Below are 16,110 nucleotides of genomic sequence, written 5' to 3' on the forward strand. Positions count from 1 at the left end.
ATAATAACAAAGTCTAAAATGATTATTCTGATTGCGGGAGATACCCATACGGGGAAGACCTTGCTGGCGCAAAGGTTATTGGAATACTATAAATACCCTTATCTGTCAATAGACCATTTGAAAATGGGGCTTATCAGAAGCGGGCAGTGTGGTCTTTCCGCTGACAGCAGCGATGCAGAACTGACGGAATATCTGTGGCCGATTGTTCGGGAAATGATAAAGACCTGTATTGAAAATTCTCAGAACCAGATTGTGGAAGGCTGCTATATTCCGTTTGGTTGGGAAAAAGATTTCTCCCTTGAAGATTTGCGACAAATCAAGTATATCTGTTTAATATTTAGTAGAAAATATATAGAAACTCACTTGGATGATATTCTTCGATTCGAAAAAGTCATAGAGAAACGATTGTCTTCTGATGTAATCTTAGACGAGATAATAAAAACAAACGAGTATAACTTGGAACAATGTGTGTTACGACACTATAACCATATTCTGATTGATGATACTTATCAAATTGACATTGACTGCATATAGTTTTTTGATTGGGACATTGTAGTTTTGAATATTTGTTCTAACTTTGCATTTAGAAAATTTATTTGACAGCATAGCAACGCAAAACGCTGAAATTTGCACGGTTGCTAAATCGTTACCTATATATCTCAATAATCCGTTAAAAGTTTATTACTCAATCGGTTAAATCAAACCGATAAAAATCTAAAATAATTAAAAAGCATGTTTTTCCTTTTTTTTCGTTAGAGATACAGATTTAATATAAGCTTTGTATTACTTTTGCATGCGATTGTGGTAATCACTCTGAATAATTGTTCATTATGAAAAGAATAAAAACAATATTAATTCTATTTCTCGTATGCCTGACAGCGAAAGGAGAAGACGTTTTCCGTAACGATAACGATTCTATCCGTCTCAGCCTTCTGACTTGTGCCCCCGGAGAAGAGATATATTCTTATTTCGGACATACTGCCATCCGTTATGAAGATCCCGGCAAAGGAATCGATGTTGTTTTCAACTACGGATTGTTCAATTTCGGAGCGCCCAACTTTATCTTCCGTTTTGCCCTCGGACAAACCGACTATATATTGGGAGCCACTCCATACAACCGGTTTGCAGCCGAATATATATTCGAAGAACGCAGTGTATGGCAACAAACATTGAACCTGACTCCGGATGAAAGCCGGAAGTTAGCTTCACTACTCATAGAAAACAGCAAACCGGAAAACCGGACATACCGGTATAACTTCTTTTACGATAACTGTTCGACCCGTCCGAGAGATAAGATAGAAGAGTGCATCGAAGGAAAAATTATTTATGACTACCCGGCAAAAGACGGCACGAAGTCATTTCGGGAAATTGTGCATCAATACACCCAAGGACATCCGTGGTCGCAATTCGGCATCGACCTTTGTATCGGCAGTGAGGCAGACCGCCCCATCACCAGCCGCCAGATGATGTTTATTCCCTTTTATCTGGAAGACGCAATAGCATCGGCCAGAATTGTAAACAACGGTAATGAACGCCCTCTGGTACTGGAAAGCACATCACTTATCAGTTGTGAAGACGACGGCTCGTCACCCGGAACGATAGGATTTTGGGACCTCCTGACTCCCATACGTGCAGCATTGCTTCTGCTCATACTCACAGCAGCAGCTACCATCTACGGTATCCGGAGGAACAAAAGTCTTTGGGGAATAGACATTATATGGTTCGGCACTGCCGGCATTGCCGGTTGCATACTTGCCTTCCTCGCCCTGTTTTCCGAACATCCTACTGTCAGTTCTAATTATCTCCTTTTCGTTTTTCATCCGGGACAGCTTGTTTTCCTCCCGATCATGATAAATGCCGCCAGAAAAGGCCGAAAATGTTGGTATCATGTGTTGAACTTTACAGTTTTAACACTTTTTATACTGCTTTTTCCGCTAATACCGCAAAGAATTGATTTAGCTGTCGTACCTTTGGCACTTAGTTTGTTGATACGTTCTGCAAGCAATCTTATTTTGACTTATAAAAAAAAGAAATGAAAGGATTACTGACTTCCATAATAACCGTACTTACCATTACCGGACTACAGGCCCAGCCGATGTCATCTACTCCCAAACTGGTGGTAGGACTGACAATCGACCAGCTTCGTACGGACTATCTGGAAGCGTTCTCCTCCTTATACGGTGAAAAAGGATTCAAACGGCTCTGGAAAGAGGGAAAAGTATTCCGCAACGCCGAATATAAATTCAACAGAGTAGACCGGGCATCGGCCGTGGCCGCTATCTACAGTGGAACCACTCCGTCGATAAACGGCATCATCGCCAATCAATGGCTGGATATTTCTACCCTGCGATCGATGAGTTGTGTAGACGACCCCGCTTTTATGGGGAACTACACGGACGAGAACAGTTCACCGGCCCTGTTACTGACTTCCACCATCGCCGACGAGCTAAAAATCGCTACACGCAATAAAGGACTGGTATATGCCATTGCCCCTTTCCGCGATGCTGCCATCTTTGCAGCAGGACATACCGGGAACGGTGCTTTCTGGCTGAACGAAAATACCGGAAAATGGTGTAGCACTACTTATTATACGGAATTCCCCTGGTGGGTAAGCCAATATAACGACCGGCAGGCAATCGATTTCCGCATCGGAGAGATCACCTGGACACCGGTTCATCCGATGGAGAAATATGTATATCTCCCTGAATGGAGAGATATGCCGTTTAAATATAAATTCGACAATGAACGGCAAAATAAGTTCCGCAGATTCATTGCCAGCCCTTTCGTCAATGATGAAGTCAATCTTCTGACCGAAGAGTTGCTGGATAAAAGCACTATCGGGAAAGACGAAGTGCCGGATATGCTCTCACTGATGTATTATGCCGGCAATTATGCCCACAAGACATCACAGGAATGCGCGATGGAGCTGCAGGACACGTATGTAAGGCTCGACCAGAGCATTGCTCACCTGCTGGAAGTGCTCGACAAGAAGATAGGGCTTCAAAACATACTTTTCTGTATCACCTCTACCGGATATGTAGACACGGAAGCTGCCGACCACGGGCTTTACCGCATTCCGGGCGGTGAATTCCACCTGAACCGTTGCGCCGCCTTATTGAATATGTTTCTGATGGCTACTTATGGTGAAGGCCAATTTGTAGAAGCTTATCAGGACCAGCAAATATACCTCAACCATAAACTGATTGAAAAGAAACAACTCGACCTGGCCGAAATACAGGATAAGGCGGCTGATTTTCTGATACAGTTCAGTGGCGTGAATGAGGTTTATTCCGCACACCGTCTGCTGTTAGGCGCATGGACACCGGAAATCCATATGATCCGCAACGGTTTCCACCGCAAGCGTTCCGGAGATTTATTAATCGATGTGCTTCCGGGATGGACGGTTGTCAACGAACACAATCCGTCGGAAAATAAAATTATCCGCCACGCACATATACCGGCACCGCTTATCTTCTTTGGAAATTCAGTAAAACCGGAGGTAATACAAACACCTGTTACCGTAGACCATATTGCACCCACTCTGGCCAATGCCATGAGAATAAGGGCTCCCAATGCCTGCACTGCAACTCCGCTTACCATACGGTAAAAACACTTTTTTCAATCTAAGTAAATAATAAATAAATAGAATACACAAATGGGATTTAATGAATTTTTAAGCTCGATTTTCGGAAACAAATCCACGCGAGACATGAAAGAAATTCAACCTTGGGTAAACAAGATCAAAGCTGCTTACCCGGAGGTTGCTAAATTGGATAATGACGGTCTCCGTGCGAAAACACAGGAACTTAAGCAATACATCCACGACTCTGCAAACAAGGAACGCGCTAAAGTGGAAGAACTGAAAGCCAGTATCGAAACCGTAGAGTTGGAAGACCGTGAAGAGATTTTCACTCAAATAGACAAACTGGAAAAAGAAATTCTTGAAATATACGAAAAAGCACTCGACGAAGTATTGCCGGTGGCTTTTTCTATCGTGAAAGATACCGCAAGACGTTTTACGGAAAACGAAGAAGTGGTGGTTACGGCTACCGACTTCGACCGTACACTGGCTGCAACAAAAGACTTCGTACGCATCGAAGGCGACAAGGCTATCTATCAGAATCACTGGAATGCCGGCGGTAACGACACGATATGGAACATGATTCACTATGATGTACAGCTTTTCGGTGGCGTAGTGCTTCATAAAGGTAAAATTGCCGAAATGGCGACAGGTGAAGGAAAAACCTTAGTGGCTACCCTGCCTGTGTTCCTGAACGCACTGACCGGAAACGGTGTGCACGTTGTAACCGTGAACGACTATCTGGCAAAACGTGACTCGGAATGGATGGGACCGCTTTACATGTTCCACGGACTGAGCGTCGACTGTATCGACAGACACCAGCCTAACTCGGATGCACGCCGTCAGGCTTATCTGGCAGACATCACTTTCGGTACAAACAACGAATTCGGTTTCGACTATCTGCGTGACAACATGGCCATCAGCCCGAAAGACCTCGTACAGCGTCAGCACAATTATGCGATCGTCGATGAGGTAGACTCGGTATTGATCGATGATGCCCGTACACCGTTGATTATTTCCGGTCCTGTACCTAAAGGCGAAGACCAGCTTTTCGAAACTCTCTGCCCGATGGTGGAACGTCTTGTGGAAGCACAGAAAGTATTGGCAACCAAGTATCTGACAGAAGCGAAGAGACTGATTGCTTCTGATGACAAGAAAGAGGTGGAAGAAGGATTCCTGGCTCTTTTCCGCAGTCACAAGGCACTCCCGAAAAACAAGGCATTGATTAAATACCTCAGTGAACAAGGTATCAAGGCAGGGATGCTGAAAACAGAAGAAATATACATGGAACAAAACAACAAGCGTATGCATGAGGCTACGGACCCGTTGTATTTTGTTATCGATGAAAAACTGAACAGCGTAGACCTGACAGACAAGGGGGTAGACTTGATTACAGGCAACTCGGACGACCCGACATTATTCGTCTTGCCTGATATCGCAGCACAGCTCTCCGAACTGGAAAATGAAAAAGATCTGAGCGACGAACAGAAGTTGGAAAAGAAAGATGCCCTGCTTACCAATTATGCCATCAAATCCGAACGTGTACATACCATCAACCAATTGCTGAAAGCATACACCATGTTCGAAAAAGACGATGAATATGTCGTTATAGACGGACAAGTGAAAATCGTTGATGAACAAACCGGCCGTATCATGGAAGGCCGCCGCTACTCGGACGGACTGCACCAGGCTATTGAAGCGAAAGAACGTGTGAAAGTGGAAGCTGCCACACAGACTTTTGCAACGATTACCCTGCAGAATTACTTCCGTATGTATCATAAGCTGTCCGGTATGACCGGTACTGCCGAAACGGAAGCAGGCGAACTTTGGGACATCTACAAACTGGATGTGGTAGTAATCCCCACCAACCGTCCTATCGCCCGTAAAGATATGAATGACCGCGTTTACAAAACCAAACGCGAAAAATACAAAGCCGTTATCGAAGAGATCGAGCAACTGGTTCAAGCCGGACGCCCTGTACTGGTAGGTACCACTTCCGTAGAAATTTCAGAAATGCTGAGCAAGATGCTTACCATGCGCAAGATCGAACACAACGTATTGAACGCCAAACTGCACCAGAGAGAGGCGGACATTGTAGCCAAAGCCGGTTTGAGCGGTACGGTTACCATCGCTACGAATATGGCAGGCCGTGGTACCGACATCAAGTTGAGCCCGGAAGTAAAAGCTGCCGGCGGTTTGGCCATCATCGGTACGGAACGTCACGAATCCCGCCGTGTAGACCGTCAGTTGCGTGGTCGTGCCGGACGTCAGGGTGACCCGGGTTCGTCCGTATTCTTCGTCTCACTGGAAGACGACTTGATGCGTCTCTTCTCATCCGACCGTATCGTCAGTGTGATGGATAGATTAGGATTCCAAGAGGGAGAAATGATCGAACATAAGATGATCTCAAACTCCATCGAACGTGCACAGAAAAAGGTGGAAGAGAATAACTTCGGTATCCGTAAACGTTTGCTTGAATACGATGACGTAATGAACAAACAGCGTACGGTAGTCTATACCAAACGCCGGCATGCATTGATGGGTGAACGTATCGGAATGGATATCGTAAACATGATATGGGACCGTTGTGCCGCAGCCATCGAGAACAATGCCGACTACGAAAGCTGTAAACTGGATCTGCTTCAGACTTTGGCCATGGATGCTCCTTTCACAGAAGAAGAATTCCGTAATGAAAAGAAAGAGAAATTAGCAGAAAAGACATTCGATGAAGCAATGGCTAACTTCAAACGCAAATCGGAACGTCTGGCTCAAATAGCCAACCCGGTAATCAAACAGGTATATGAGAATCAGGGACATATGTATGAAAACATTCTGATTCCTATCACAGACGGCAAACGGATGTACAACATCTCCTGCAACCTGAAAGCGGCCTATGAAAGCGAATCTAAAGAGGTGGTGAAATCTTTCGAAAAATCAATCCTGCTCCACGTTATCGATGAGTCGTGGAAAGAGAACCTGCGCGAACTGGATGAATTGAAACATTCTGTACAGAACGCCAGCTATGAACAGAAAGATCCGTTGTTGATCTACAAACTGGAGTCTGTCAACCTGTTTGACACAATGGTAAACAAGATCAATAATCAGACAGTCTCTATTCTGATGCGCGGACAGATTCCTGTACAGGAAGCCCCCGAACAGCCACAACGCGTGGAAGTACGTGAAGCCGCTCCCGAACGTCGTCAGGATATGAGTAAATATCGCGAACAGAAACAAGATCTGAACGATCCGAACCAGCAAGCCGCCGCACAGCAGGATACCCGCGAAGCAGTAAGACGCGAACCGATACGTGCTGAAAAAACAGTAGGACGTAACGATCCTTGCCCATGCGGTAGCGGTAAGAAATACAAGAACTGCCACGGGCAAGGGAAGTGATTAAAAGATAGGAGATGGAAGGTAGGAGTCAGAATCCATGCAGAGTATTAGCTTTGGTACACATGCCGAAAGGATTCTAACTACCAACTACTAACTTCTAAATTCCACCTCCTAACTACCTGCTCACCTCCTAAAAAAGTTCAAAACAATTAAATATTGTTTTGGACTTTTTTTTATCCACACAAAATCGTATTTTTGCTAAATAAAGAAAACAAGACTATGGCAAAATATTCATTCTTTCTTACATTGCTTTCTTGTCTGATATTTGGTTCATGCCAAACCATCGAACAGATATCCATCGATTACATGATGCCGGCTGAAATCAATTTTCCTCCCGAACTGCGTCGGGTAGCTATTGTAAATAATGTCAGTGCAATCCCCGACAATAAATGGATAGAAGCAGAAAAGCCGATATCGGGTAATGAAGTAGCCCGTGCCATAGCCTACACCCACGGAGATGCGGGCATAGCAACAGAATCATTGGCCAGAGCCATAGCGGACGGAAATTATTTCGATGAAGTCGTCATTTGTGACTCTGCATTACGTGCCGATGATAAAATAGCACGTGAAGAGACATTAAGCCAAGAAGAAGTAGGCGAACTGACCGACAAATTAGATGTAGATTTTCTGATAGCTTTGGAAAACCTGCAATTGAAAGCCACAAAATATATTCACTATCTTGCCGACTGGCAATGTTATTATGGTACTATCGACCTGCTGGCACAGCCAACGGTAAAAATTTACGTTCCGAACCGGATACGCCCCATGCTAACTATCACTCCGAGTGACAGTATTTTTTGGGAAGAATACGGCAACACGCCTGCTTATGTGGAAAACCATATGATCAAAGAAGAACAGATGCTGAAAGAGGCCTCCGAATTTGCCGGAACCATTCCCGTCAAGCATCTCCTGCCCTATTGGACTTCGGCAACACGCCAGCTTTATGCCAACGGCTCTGTATATATGCGAGATGCCATCATATACGTCCGTGAGAATTCATGGGACAAAGCTTTCAATCTCTGGCAACAAGCCTTTGAAACAAGCAAAAGTGACAGGAAGAAGATGTATGCAGCGCACAACATCGCCGTTTATCATGAGATGAAAGATGACATCCCGGAAGCAGAAAAATGGGCATTAAAAGCACAGGAACTCGCCCGGAAAGTAGAAAAGATCGACGATGAAAAGAAAGGGAAACAAGATCTTTCGCGAATACCGAATTATGTGATGATCAGCCTTTATTTAGTAGACTTGCAGAAAAGAATGAACGGATTATCGACATTAAATATGCAAATGAGCCGATTTAATGATGATTTTTAATGAAATCATATGAAGGTTGGCATTTTTTTTATACCTTTGGACTAAATAACTAAGGAGGAAAAACCCATGAAACTGAGTCAACAATCACAATCTGTAATCGAATCGGCTATCCGAAAGGCAATCGGCAAGTTTGCTTGCGGTTGCGAACAAACGATCGTTACAGATATTCATATACAGCCTAATCAGAATTCCGGCGAGCTTTGCATCTTCGATGACGAAGATGATGAACTGGCAAACGTACTAATAGAGGAATGGTCAGCATACGAAAATGATGATTTTTATGAAAATGCCGAGCGTATACTACGTCCCATTCTCTGTAGAATGAAGGAAAGCGGAGAATTTGACAAACTCACCATCCTCAAGCCGTATTCTTTTGTCCTGGTTGATGAAGAAAGAGAGACCATTGCCGAACTGCTTCTGGTAGACGATGATACGTTACTGGTAAACGACGAACTACTGAAAGGCTTGGACCAGGAGCTTGATGCATTCTTGAAAGAATTGCTTGAAAAATAATAACTGCTTCTTTTCCTCTCCTATTTTCCGATAATAGTTTTACAAATAGAAATACCTAATAAAAAAGGCATCCCAATAATTGAGATGCCTTTTCTATTAGACGAAAAATGAAAATCATGCTTTCTTTAAAGCAGCAATACTTTCTTTCAAAGATTTTATAATACTCTCCGCATCCGACTGCTTTTTGCGTTCTATCTCGATCACAGCTGCCGGAGCATTGTTTACGAATTTCTCGTTGCTTAGCTTTTTAAGCACGCCTTGCAAGAATCCTTCTTTATGCTTGAGTTCGGCTTCCATACGGGCAATCTCCGCTTCCACATCGATCATATTTCCCAATGGTACAGCAAATTCCGTAGTTCCCACCATAAAGGATGCCGCTCCTTCGGCTTTGGCATCTACAACTGTAATAGCAGATAAATTACACATCTTGGTAATCACTGCATTGAACTCGACTACCGGATGCTCTCCTACCACCTGCAACTCGAGCGCCTCTTTCTGTGCAATGTTCTTCTGCAAACGAATAGTACGGATATTACTGATTACCTCCTTCACCACTTCAAACTGCTTCACAAAATCCGTATCTACGTACGAATCCAATGTAAGCGCACTTACCATCAGACTTTCGCCATCTTCACGCTCACACATCTGCTGCCATAACTCCTCGGTAATGAAAGGCATAAACGGATGAAGCAGATGAAGCAGATTATCCATGAAACAAAGGGTAGCATTATAAGTGCAACGATCGATGGCCTGTCCGTAAGCCGGTTTAATCATTTCCAGATACCAGGAAGAGAACTCATCCCAGAACAACTTATAAACAGCCATCAACGCTTCGCTTAGGCGATATTTACCGAACAAGTCGGCTACTTCCGCTGCCACTTCGTTCTGTTTCGATTCAAACCAATGTACAGCCAGACGGGAAGCTTCTGGTATTTCGGCATGGTCGTCCACCTGCCATCCCTTGATCAGACGGAAAGCGTTCCATATCTTATTGCAGAAATTACGTCCCTGCTCGCACAATGCATCGTCAAAGAGAATATCATTACCGGCAGGGGCTGCAAGCATCATTCCCATACGTACGCCATCAGCACCGTATCTATCAATCAGCTCCAACGGGTCTGGTGAATTGCCCAGTGATTTTGACATCTTACGTCCCAGTTTATCGCGAACGATACCGGTGAAATAGACATTCTTGAACGGCATCTGGCCTTCGTACTCATAACCGGCCATAATCATGCGGGCTACCCAGAAGAAAATAATATCCGGACCGGTGACAAGATCACTCGTAGGATAGTAATATTTTATCTCTTCATTGCCCGGATTATTAATTCCATCGAACAAAGAAATCGGCCACAACCAAGAAGAGAACCAGGTATCCAGACAGTCCTCGTCCTGACGGAGATCCGCCATCGTCAATGCCGCATTTCCGGTCTTCTCTTTTGCCAACTTCAATGCTTCCTCGTCCGTAGAAGCTACCACATAGCCACCCTCCGGCAAGAAATAAGCCGGAATACGGTGTCCCCACCACAGCTGACGGCTGATACACCAGTCTTTGATGTTCTCCATCCAGTGACGATAGGTATTCTTATATTTGGGAGGATAGAATTTCAGTTCGTCATTCATTACAGGAGGCAATGCCATATCGGCAAAATGCTGCATCTTGAGGAACCATTGCATAGAAAGTTTCGGCTCGATCACAACATTAGTACGTTCCGAATAACCTACTTTGTTGGTATAAGCCTCCGTCTTTTCGAGCAATCCGGCAGCATCGAGATCTTTCTCTATCTGCTTGCGGACATCAAAACGATCCATACCGATATACAGGCCGGCAGCTTCGCTCAGTGTTCCGTTATCATTGAAAATATCGATGCTCGGCAGATTGTACTTTTCACCCAACATATAGTCGTTCACATCGTGGGCAGGAGTTACCTTCAGACAACCGGTACCGAATTCGATATCCACATAATCATCTTCAATAACCGGAATCACACGGTTTACCAATGGCACAATCACCTTCTTACCTTTCAACCAGGCATTTTTAGGATCGTTCGGATTGATACACATAGCCGTATCACCCATAATCGTTTCCGGACGAGTGGTAGCCACCACGGCATAACGTCCTTCCGGATCACCTTCTACTTTATAACGCAAGTAATAAAGTTTTCCATGTTCTTCTTTATAGATTACCTCTTCGTCCGAAAGAGCAGTCAATGCTTTCGGATCCCAGTTCACCATGCGCACACCGCGATAGATAAGTCCTTTATTATAAAGATCGACAAATACTTTCAGCACACTTTCACTACGCTTCTCATCCATAGTGAAAGCAGTGCGATCCCAATCGCAGGAAGCTCCCAGTTTACGAAGTTGTTTCAGGATAATTCCTCCGTGTTCATCCGTCCATGCCCAGGCATGTTTCAGAAACTCATCACGGGTCAAATCCGTCTTTTTAATACCTTCCGAAGCAAGTTTATTTACGACTTTCGCTTCCGTTGCAATAGAAGCATGGTCCGTTCCCGGCACCCAGCAAGCATTTTTGCCTTCCATACGGGCACGACGAACCAAAATATCCTGAATGGTATTATTAAGCATGTGTCCCATGTGTAACACACCAGTGACGTTAGGAGGCGGAATGACGACGGTGTAAGGTTCACGGCCATCGGGTTTCGAACTGAATAATTTGTGGGTCAACCAATACTGGTACCACTTTCCCTCCACGTCAGCGGGACTGTACTTACTTGCTAATTCCATGTTACGTTTCTATATATTTAATTTATTTCGAATAATGGGTGCAAAATTAATAATTTAAATTCAAATCTTACCACTCTCCGGTTGTTTCTGCATATGGAAGGAAAAATATAGAAGTAATTTTTCGTGCAGCATTTAATAAATGCATATTTTTGTTTCCTGAAAGGAAAGACGGATCATGAAGCGAAGACAAAAAATACGATATATTGTTTTAGGAATTCTTTTATTGGTTGTGTGGAGCACTCAGGCAATATCCGTCATGGGCGAATTTTATGCACGATCCGTCTATCCTGTCATCTCACTGTGTCTGTCTTCTTTTTCCCGTCTGTTTCCTTTCGCCATAGGCGATCTGTTCATATTCCTCAGCATTATCGGCGTAATTGCTTACCCGATTTACGGACGGATAAAAAAACAACCGTGGAAAAAGATAGTGCTACGTGACGGTGAATATCTATTATGGATATATGTGTGGTTTTATTTGGCATGGGGGTTGAATTATTCGCAAAAGAATTTTTACGAACGCACCCATATTCCTTATGTGGCATATACCCCCGATAAATTCAAGGCATTTGTAAAGGAATACATCCGGCATCTGAATAATTCGTATGTGCCAATTACCGGTATCGACAAAAATAGAGTCTGCAAAGAGGCTGTCAAAGGATACAAGCAGATTAGTGACACCCTGGGGATACACCGCCCTCCCTATGATTCGCCCAGAGCAAAAACGATGTTATTCACTCCTCTCATCTCGATGGTAGGGGTAAGCGGCAGCATGGGACCTTTCTTTTGTGAATTCACCCTGAACGGAGACTTGCCTCCGTCACAATATCCGGCAACGTATACACATGAACTCGCTCATCTATTGGGAATAACCAGTGAAGCCGAAGCCAACTTTTATGCTTACGAGGTTTGTACCCGCTCTCAGGTGGAGAGTATACGTTTCAGTGGGTATTTCTCCATACTGAGCCATGTTCTCGGTAATGCACGAAGACTCCTGACAGAAGAGGAATATACGGAACTATTCAACCGTATCCGCCCGGAAATTATAGAATTAGCCCGTTCCAATCAAACCTATTGGATGGCAAAGTACAGTCCGCTGATCGGTAACATACAGAATTGGATATACGACCTTTACCTCAAAGGAAACAAAATAGAAAGCGGACGGAAAAACTATTCGGAAGTCATAGGACTATTGATCTCATATCATGCTTCCCGCACGGAAGAGAAGTCATCAGGAAAGTAAATATCACAAAGAGAGCTCATGGATTATACATAAAAGTCCTATCTTTGCTACATGAAAAAGTTAGTAATTGTTGGATGCGGACGACTCGCCGATATCGTTGCGGACGCAGTTGTCAATGGTTTATTGCCCGAGTATGATTTAACGGGCGTTTATTCGCGTACGGCATCAAAAGCCGAACGTATTGTGACAAAAATGGAAAAACACGGGAAAACATGCCGTGCATGCGCCACATTGGAAGATTTGTTGGTACTGAAACCGGATTATCTGGTAGAGTCGGCTTCTCCTGCGGCCATGAAAGAGCTCGCCTTGCCGGCACTAAAGAACGGTACTTCCATTATTACTCTGTCTATCGGTGCCTTAGCAGACACCGGATTCTATCAGGAAGTGATGAAAACAGCCAAAGCAAACGGTACACGTGTATATTTGGTTTCCGGAGCTACCGGAGGATTCGATGTACTGAGAACTGCTTTTTTAATGGGAAATGCCAGTGCACGCTTCTTCAATGAAAAAGGACCGAATGCATTAAAAGGAACGGCTGTATACGATGATTCCTTGCAATCGGAGCAACGCATAGTATTTTCGGGGAATGCAACGGAAGCAATAGGAATGTTTCCAACTAAAGTAAATGTAGCAGTTGCCGCTTCACTTGCTTCGGTAGGACCGGAGAAAATGCAGGTATCCATGCAATCCACACCCGGATTCGTAGGAGACACTCAAAGGGTAGAAATAAAGAACGACCAAGTGCACGCTGTGATAGATGTATATAGCGCTACATCAGATATTGCAGGGTGGTCGGTTGTGAACACCCTGATCAATATTACATCACCCATTGTATTCTGACAAATTGGCAAGCACCTTTTCGCTCAGGCGGTCAAACGCCTGACGGGTGCGCCCTGTAGACACCTGCATGCAACGCACATGAGGATGATCGAGAAAACGGGTTCCCCCCAATGCGCCTACCGTATCACAAAAACAAAGGTTATCTCCTTCCAGCCATCCGGCAAAAGCCGCTTCATCCCATGCCGGGGACAAACCTGTATTAAACAATATTTTTCTGTTGCCAAGCCGACGGAATTCGGCATCATGTAATAAAACCGTGTTTTTGTTAAGGCAGCAACACACAACTTCGCTATGGACAAGCAATTCCTCCAATGGCAAGAAACGATATCCTTTTTCTGCGGCATCCTGTTTCACGCTACGGGCATAATAGGTAATATCAGCACCCAGAAAATTCAGAGCATCCGCTATCATCCCGCCGGACTTTCCCAATCCCACGATCCCGACTTTCAATCCGGTGATTTCACGAGCCATCCCGTCCCACGGTTCCTGGCCAAACCCATGCAAACAACGCACTAATTCGCTGATCACATACTCTACCACTCCTTCATCCCCATAATCACGAATGCCGGTCACAGTTATCCCCCGCTCATTGGCATAACGGATATCTACATTGGCACTTTCGGGAGAATAGAGCGAACAGCACATACCGATATATTTAACATTCGGGCATTTCTCCAAAGCCTCCCGAGTAATTCGGGAAGTATAACTCAAAAGAACGGCATCGGCATCACCGATACGGGCAGCCACTTCCTCATCCCCCGCCGGTACATCGGGAAACAGGATCACTTCCTCTGCAAATGAATACAGTTCTTTTTCTGCTGACGGAACCAGACTCACCGGCTCTATTGCTACAAGTTTATGGAACATAATTATTTCAATTTGATTTGTGCGGTAAAGTTAATAAAAAGGAACCGGATAAGAAGAACGCCTTGTGATGAATTTCCTTATCTTTGCCCAGAGCGAAGACAAGCCGCACCTCGGCATAAAAAATGAACGAGTTCATTTTATTCTGCTCTCGGTTTGCATTATCTTTGCAAGAGATTTCAAATTCTAATATTCTCATATCAAACTCATATTTATAAAAAGATGCATTCAAGAAAAGAACAAATGGAAGCTTTCGGACGCTTCCTGGATATACTGGATGAACTACGTGTAAAATGTCCTTGGGACCGAAAACAAACCAATAAGAGCTTACGCCCTAACACCATTGAAGAAACTTACGAACTCTGTGATGCCATCATGCGTGATGACAAAAAGGAAATATGTAAAGAATTGGGAGATGTACTGCTACATGTCGCCTTTTATGCCAAGATAGGATCGGAAACAGGAGATTTCGATATCAAAGATGTGTGCGACCGGCTTTGTGAGAAACTGATCTTCCGCCATCCTCATGTATTCGGAGAAGTAAAAGCCGATACAGCCGGACAGGTGTCTGAAAACTGGGAACAACTGAAACTAAAAGAAAAGGATGGAAACAAAACTGTGCTCAGTGGTGTACCGTCTGCTTTACCTTCACTTATAAAAGCCTATCGCATACAGGATAAAGCCCGGAATGTAGGGTTTGACTGGGAAGAAAAGGAACAAGTATGGGATAAGGTAAAAGAGGAAATTGCCGAATTCCAAGTGGAAGTAGCCAATATGGATAAGGAAAAAGCAGAAGCCGAATTCGGGGATGTAATGTTTAGTCTTATCAATGCCGCCCGCCTATATAAGATCAATCCGGATAATGCACTGGAACTTACCAACCAGAAATTCATCCGCCGTTTCAATTATCTGGAGGAACATACCATTAAAGAGGGAAAAAACCTTAAAGACATGTCATTGGAAGAAATGGATGCAATCTGGAACGAAGCAAAAAAGAAAGGATTATGATAAATAATGTGCCAATTGAGCAATGTGCCAATATGCCAATGAAAGAATGCTTTAAATAATGTGCCAATTGGGCAATGTGTCAATGTGCCAATTATCCTGTGGAAACATAGCGCAGCTAATTGGCATATTGGCACATTGTCATATTGGCACATTATTTCTTCGCTTTTTTCAGTAACTCCTTATGAAAACGCATTTCGGCTTTCTGTACCATATAAATCTTCTTATTTGATAGAATTTTCTTATATTTCTCATAATAGGTTCTTTCCAACTGATCCGAAGCGATACGGGCATCGTACACTCCTTCCATTATTTCAGCATATTGAGCCTCTGTTGTCTTATCGTCTTTTCCTTTGCGAATCAAGCCCCAAGCTTTATCATTCAATGCTTTCTTTTTATCCTGAAGCTCAAAGTATACAGGAAAGAATTTTGCAGCTTCTTCTTTGGTCAAACCTGCCTTCTCAATGATAAACGCTTTTTGTTTGGCACGGAATTCCTCAGGCGACAAGCGTTCTTGATTACATCCATCCACCGCCCAAATCAAAGGAGAAAAACCACAAATAATAAACAGCAGAATTATCAGTCTTTTCATTTCTATAAAATCAATTTA

12 protein-coding genes are annotated in these 16,110 nt (G+C 43.9%); 9 read left to right on the plus strand and 3 right to left on the minus strand.

Going from position 1 to position 16,110, the window contains the following annotated elements; genetic code table 11:
• The first annotated feature begins 18 nt into the window (after positions 1 to 18).
• The 6 genes from HMPREF1532_RS03630 (at position 19) to HMPREF1532_RS03655 (ending at position 8,803) form a co-directional block, all read left to right on the plus strand.
• Entirely contained in the window at positions 19 to 534 is a 516-nt protein-coding gene (locus HMPREF1532_RS03630) for a P-loop nucleotide/nucleoside kinase family protein (protein WP_005924970.1), read from the plus strand.
• A gap of 296 nt (positions 535 to 830) precedes the next feature.
• On the plus strand, positions 831 to 2,036 hold the full coding sequence (gene lnb, locus HMPREF1532_RS03635) for a lipoprotein N-acyltransferase Lnb (RefSeq protein ID WP_005924973.1): 1,206 nt from the start codon (positions 831 to 833) through the stop codon (positions 2,034 to 2,036).
• Entirely contained in the window at positions 2,033 to 3,607 is a 1,575-nt protein-coding gene (locus tag HMPREF1532_RS03640; RefSeq protein WP_005924975.1) for an alkaline phosphatase family protein, read from the plus strand. Before lnb ends, HMPREF1532_RS03640 begins: the two co-directional genes overlap by 4 nt.
• Positions 3,608 to 3,655: 48 nt before the next feature.
• Positions 3,656 to 6,973, plus strand: coding sequence for a preprotein translocase subunit SecA (gene secA, locus HMPREF1532_RS03645; protein WP_005924977.1), 3,318 nt, complete (start codon positions 3,656 to 3,658; stop codon positions 6,971 to 6,973).
• Positions 6,974 to 7,192: 219 nt separating this feature from the next.
• Positions 7,193 to 8,290, plus strand: coding sequence for a DUF6340 family protein (locus tag HMPREF1532_RS03650; protein WP_005924980.1), 1,098 nt, complete (start codon positions 7,193 to 7,195; stop codon positions 8,288 to 8,290).
• Between the two features lie 66 nt (positions 8,291 to 8,356).
• Complete coding sequence (locus tag HMPREF1532_RS03655) at positions 8,357 to 8,803, plus strand: hypothetical protein (RefSeq protein WP_005924983.1); 447 nt, start codon at positions 8,357 to 8,359, stop codon at positions 8,801 to 8,803.
• A 114-nt stretch (positions 8,804 to 8,917) separates the two neighbouring features.
• Here the strand turns inward: HMPREF1532_RS03655 and HMPREF1532_RS03660 are convergent, their stop codons facing one another.
• Positions 8,918 to 11,551, minus strand: a complete 2,634-nt coding sequence (locus tag HMPREF1532_RS03660; protein ID WP_005924986.1) for a valine--tRNA ligase — start codon at positions 11,549 to 11,551, stop codon at positions 8,918 to 8,920.
• Between the two features lie 175 nt (positions 11,552 to 11,726).
• Here HMPREF1532_RS03660 and HMPREF1532_RS03665 point away from each other — a divergent pair, with 175 nt between their 5' ends.
• Positions 11,727 to 12,791, plus strand: a complete 1,065-nt coding sequence (locus tag HMPREF1532_RS03665; protein WP_005924989.1) for a DUF3810 domain-containing protein — start codon at positions 11,727 to 11,729, stop codon at positions 12,789 to 12,791.
• Positions 12,792 to 12,842: 51 nt separating this feature from the next.
• Entirely contained in the window at positions 12,843 to 13,631 is a 789-nt protein-coding gene (locus tag HMPREF1532_RS03670; protein ID WP_005924992.1) for an aspartate dehydrogenase domain-containing protein, read from the plus strand.
• On the opposite strand, the gene HMPREF1532_RS03675 is transcribed toward HMPREF1532_RS03670, so the two are convergent.
• Positions 13,614 to 14,498 (minus strand): NAD(P)-dependent oxidoreductase, encoded by an 885-nt coding sequence (locus HMPREF1532_RS03675; RefSeq protein WP_005924995.1) that lies wholly within the window; start codon positions 14,496 to 14,498, stop codon positions 13,614 to 13,616. The two genes, HMPREF1532_RS03670 and HMPREF1532_RS03675, sit on opposite strands and share 18 nt — an antisense overlap.
• 219 nt (positions 14,499 to 14,717) lie before the next feature.
• Between HMPREF1532_RS03675 and mazG the strand changes: the two genes are divergently transcribed.
• Positions 14,718 to 15,503 carry a nucleoside triphosphate pyrophosphohydrolase gene (gene mazG, locus HMPREF1532_RS03685; RefSeq protein ID WP_005925003.1) on the plus strand — a complete coding sequence of 262 codons (786 nt, stop codon included), beginning with the start codon at positions 14,718 to 14,720 and terminating at the stop codon, positions 15,501 to 15,503.
• A 151-nt stretch (positions 15,504 to 15,654) separates the two neighbouring features.
• On the opposite strand, the gene HMPREF1532_RS03690 is transcribed toward mazG, so the two are convergent.
• Entirely contained in the window at positions 15,655 to 16,092 is a 438-nt protein-coding gene (locus HMPREF1532_RS03690) for a hypothetical protein (protein WP_005925005.1), read from the minus strand.
• Between the last annotated feature and the right edge of the window lie 18 nt (positions 16,093 to 16,110).

The organism is Bacteroides salyersiae WAL 10018 = DSM 18765 = JCM 12988, assembly GCF_000381365.1.
GTDB classification, from domain to species: domain Bacteria; phylum Bacteroidota; class Bacteroidia; order Bacteroidales; family Bacteroidaceae; genus Bacteroides; species Bacteroides salyersiae.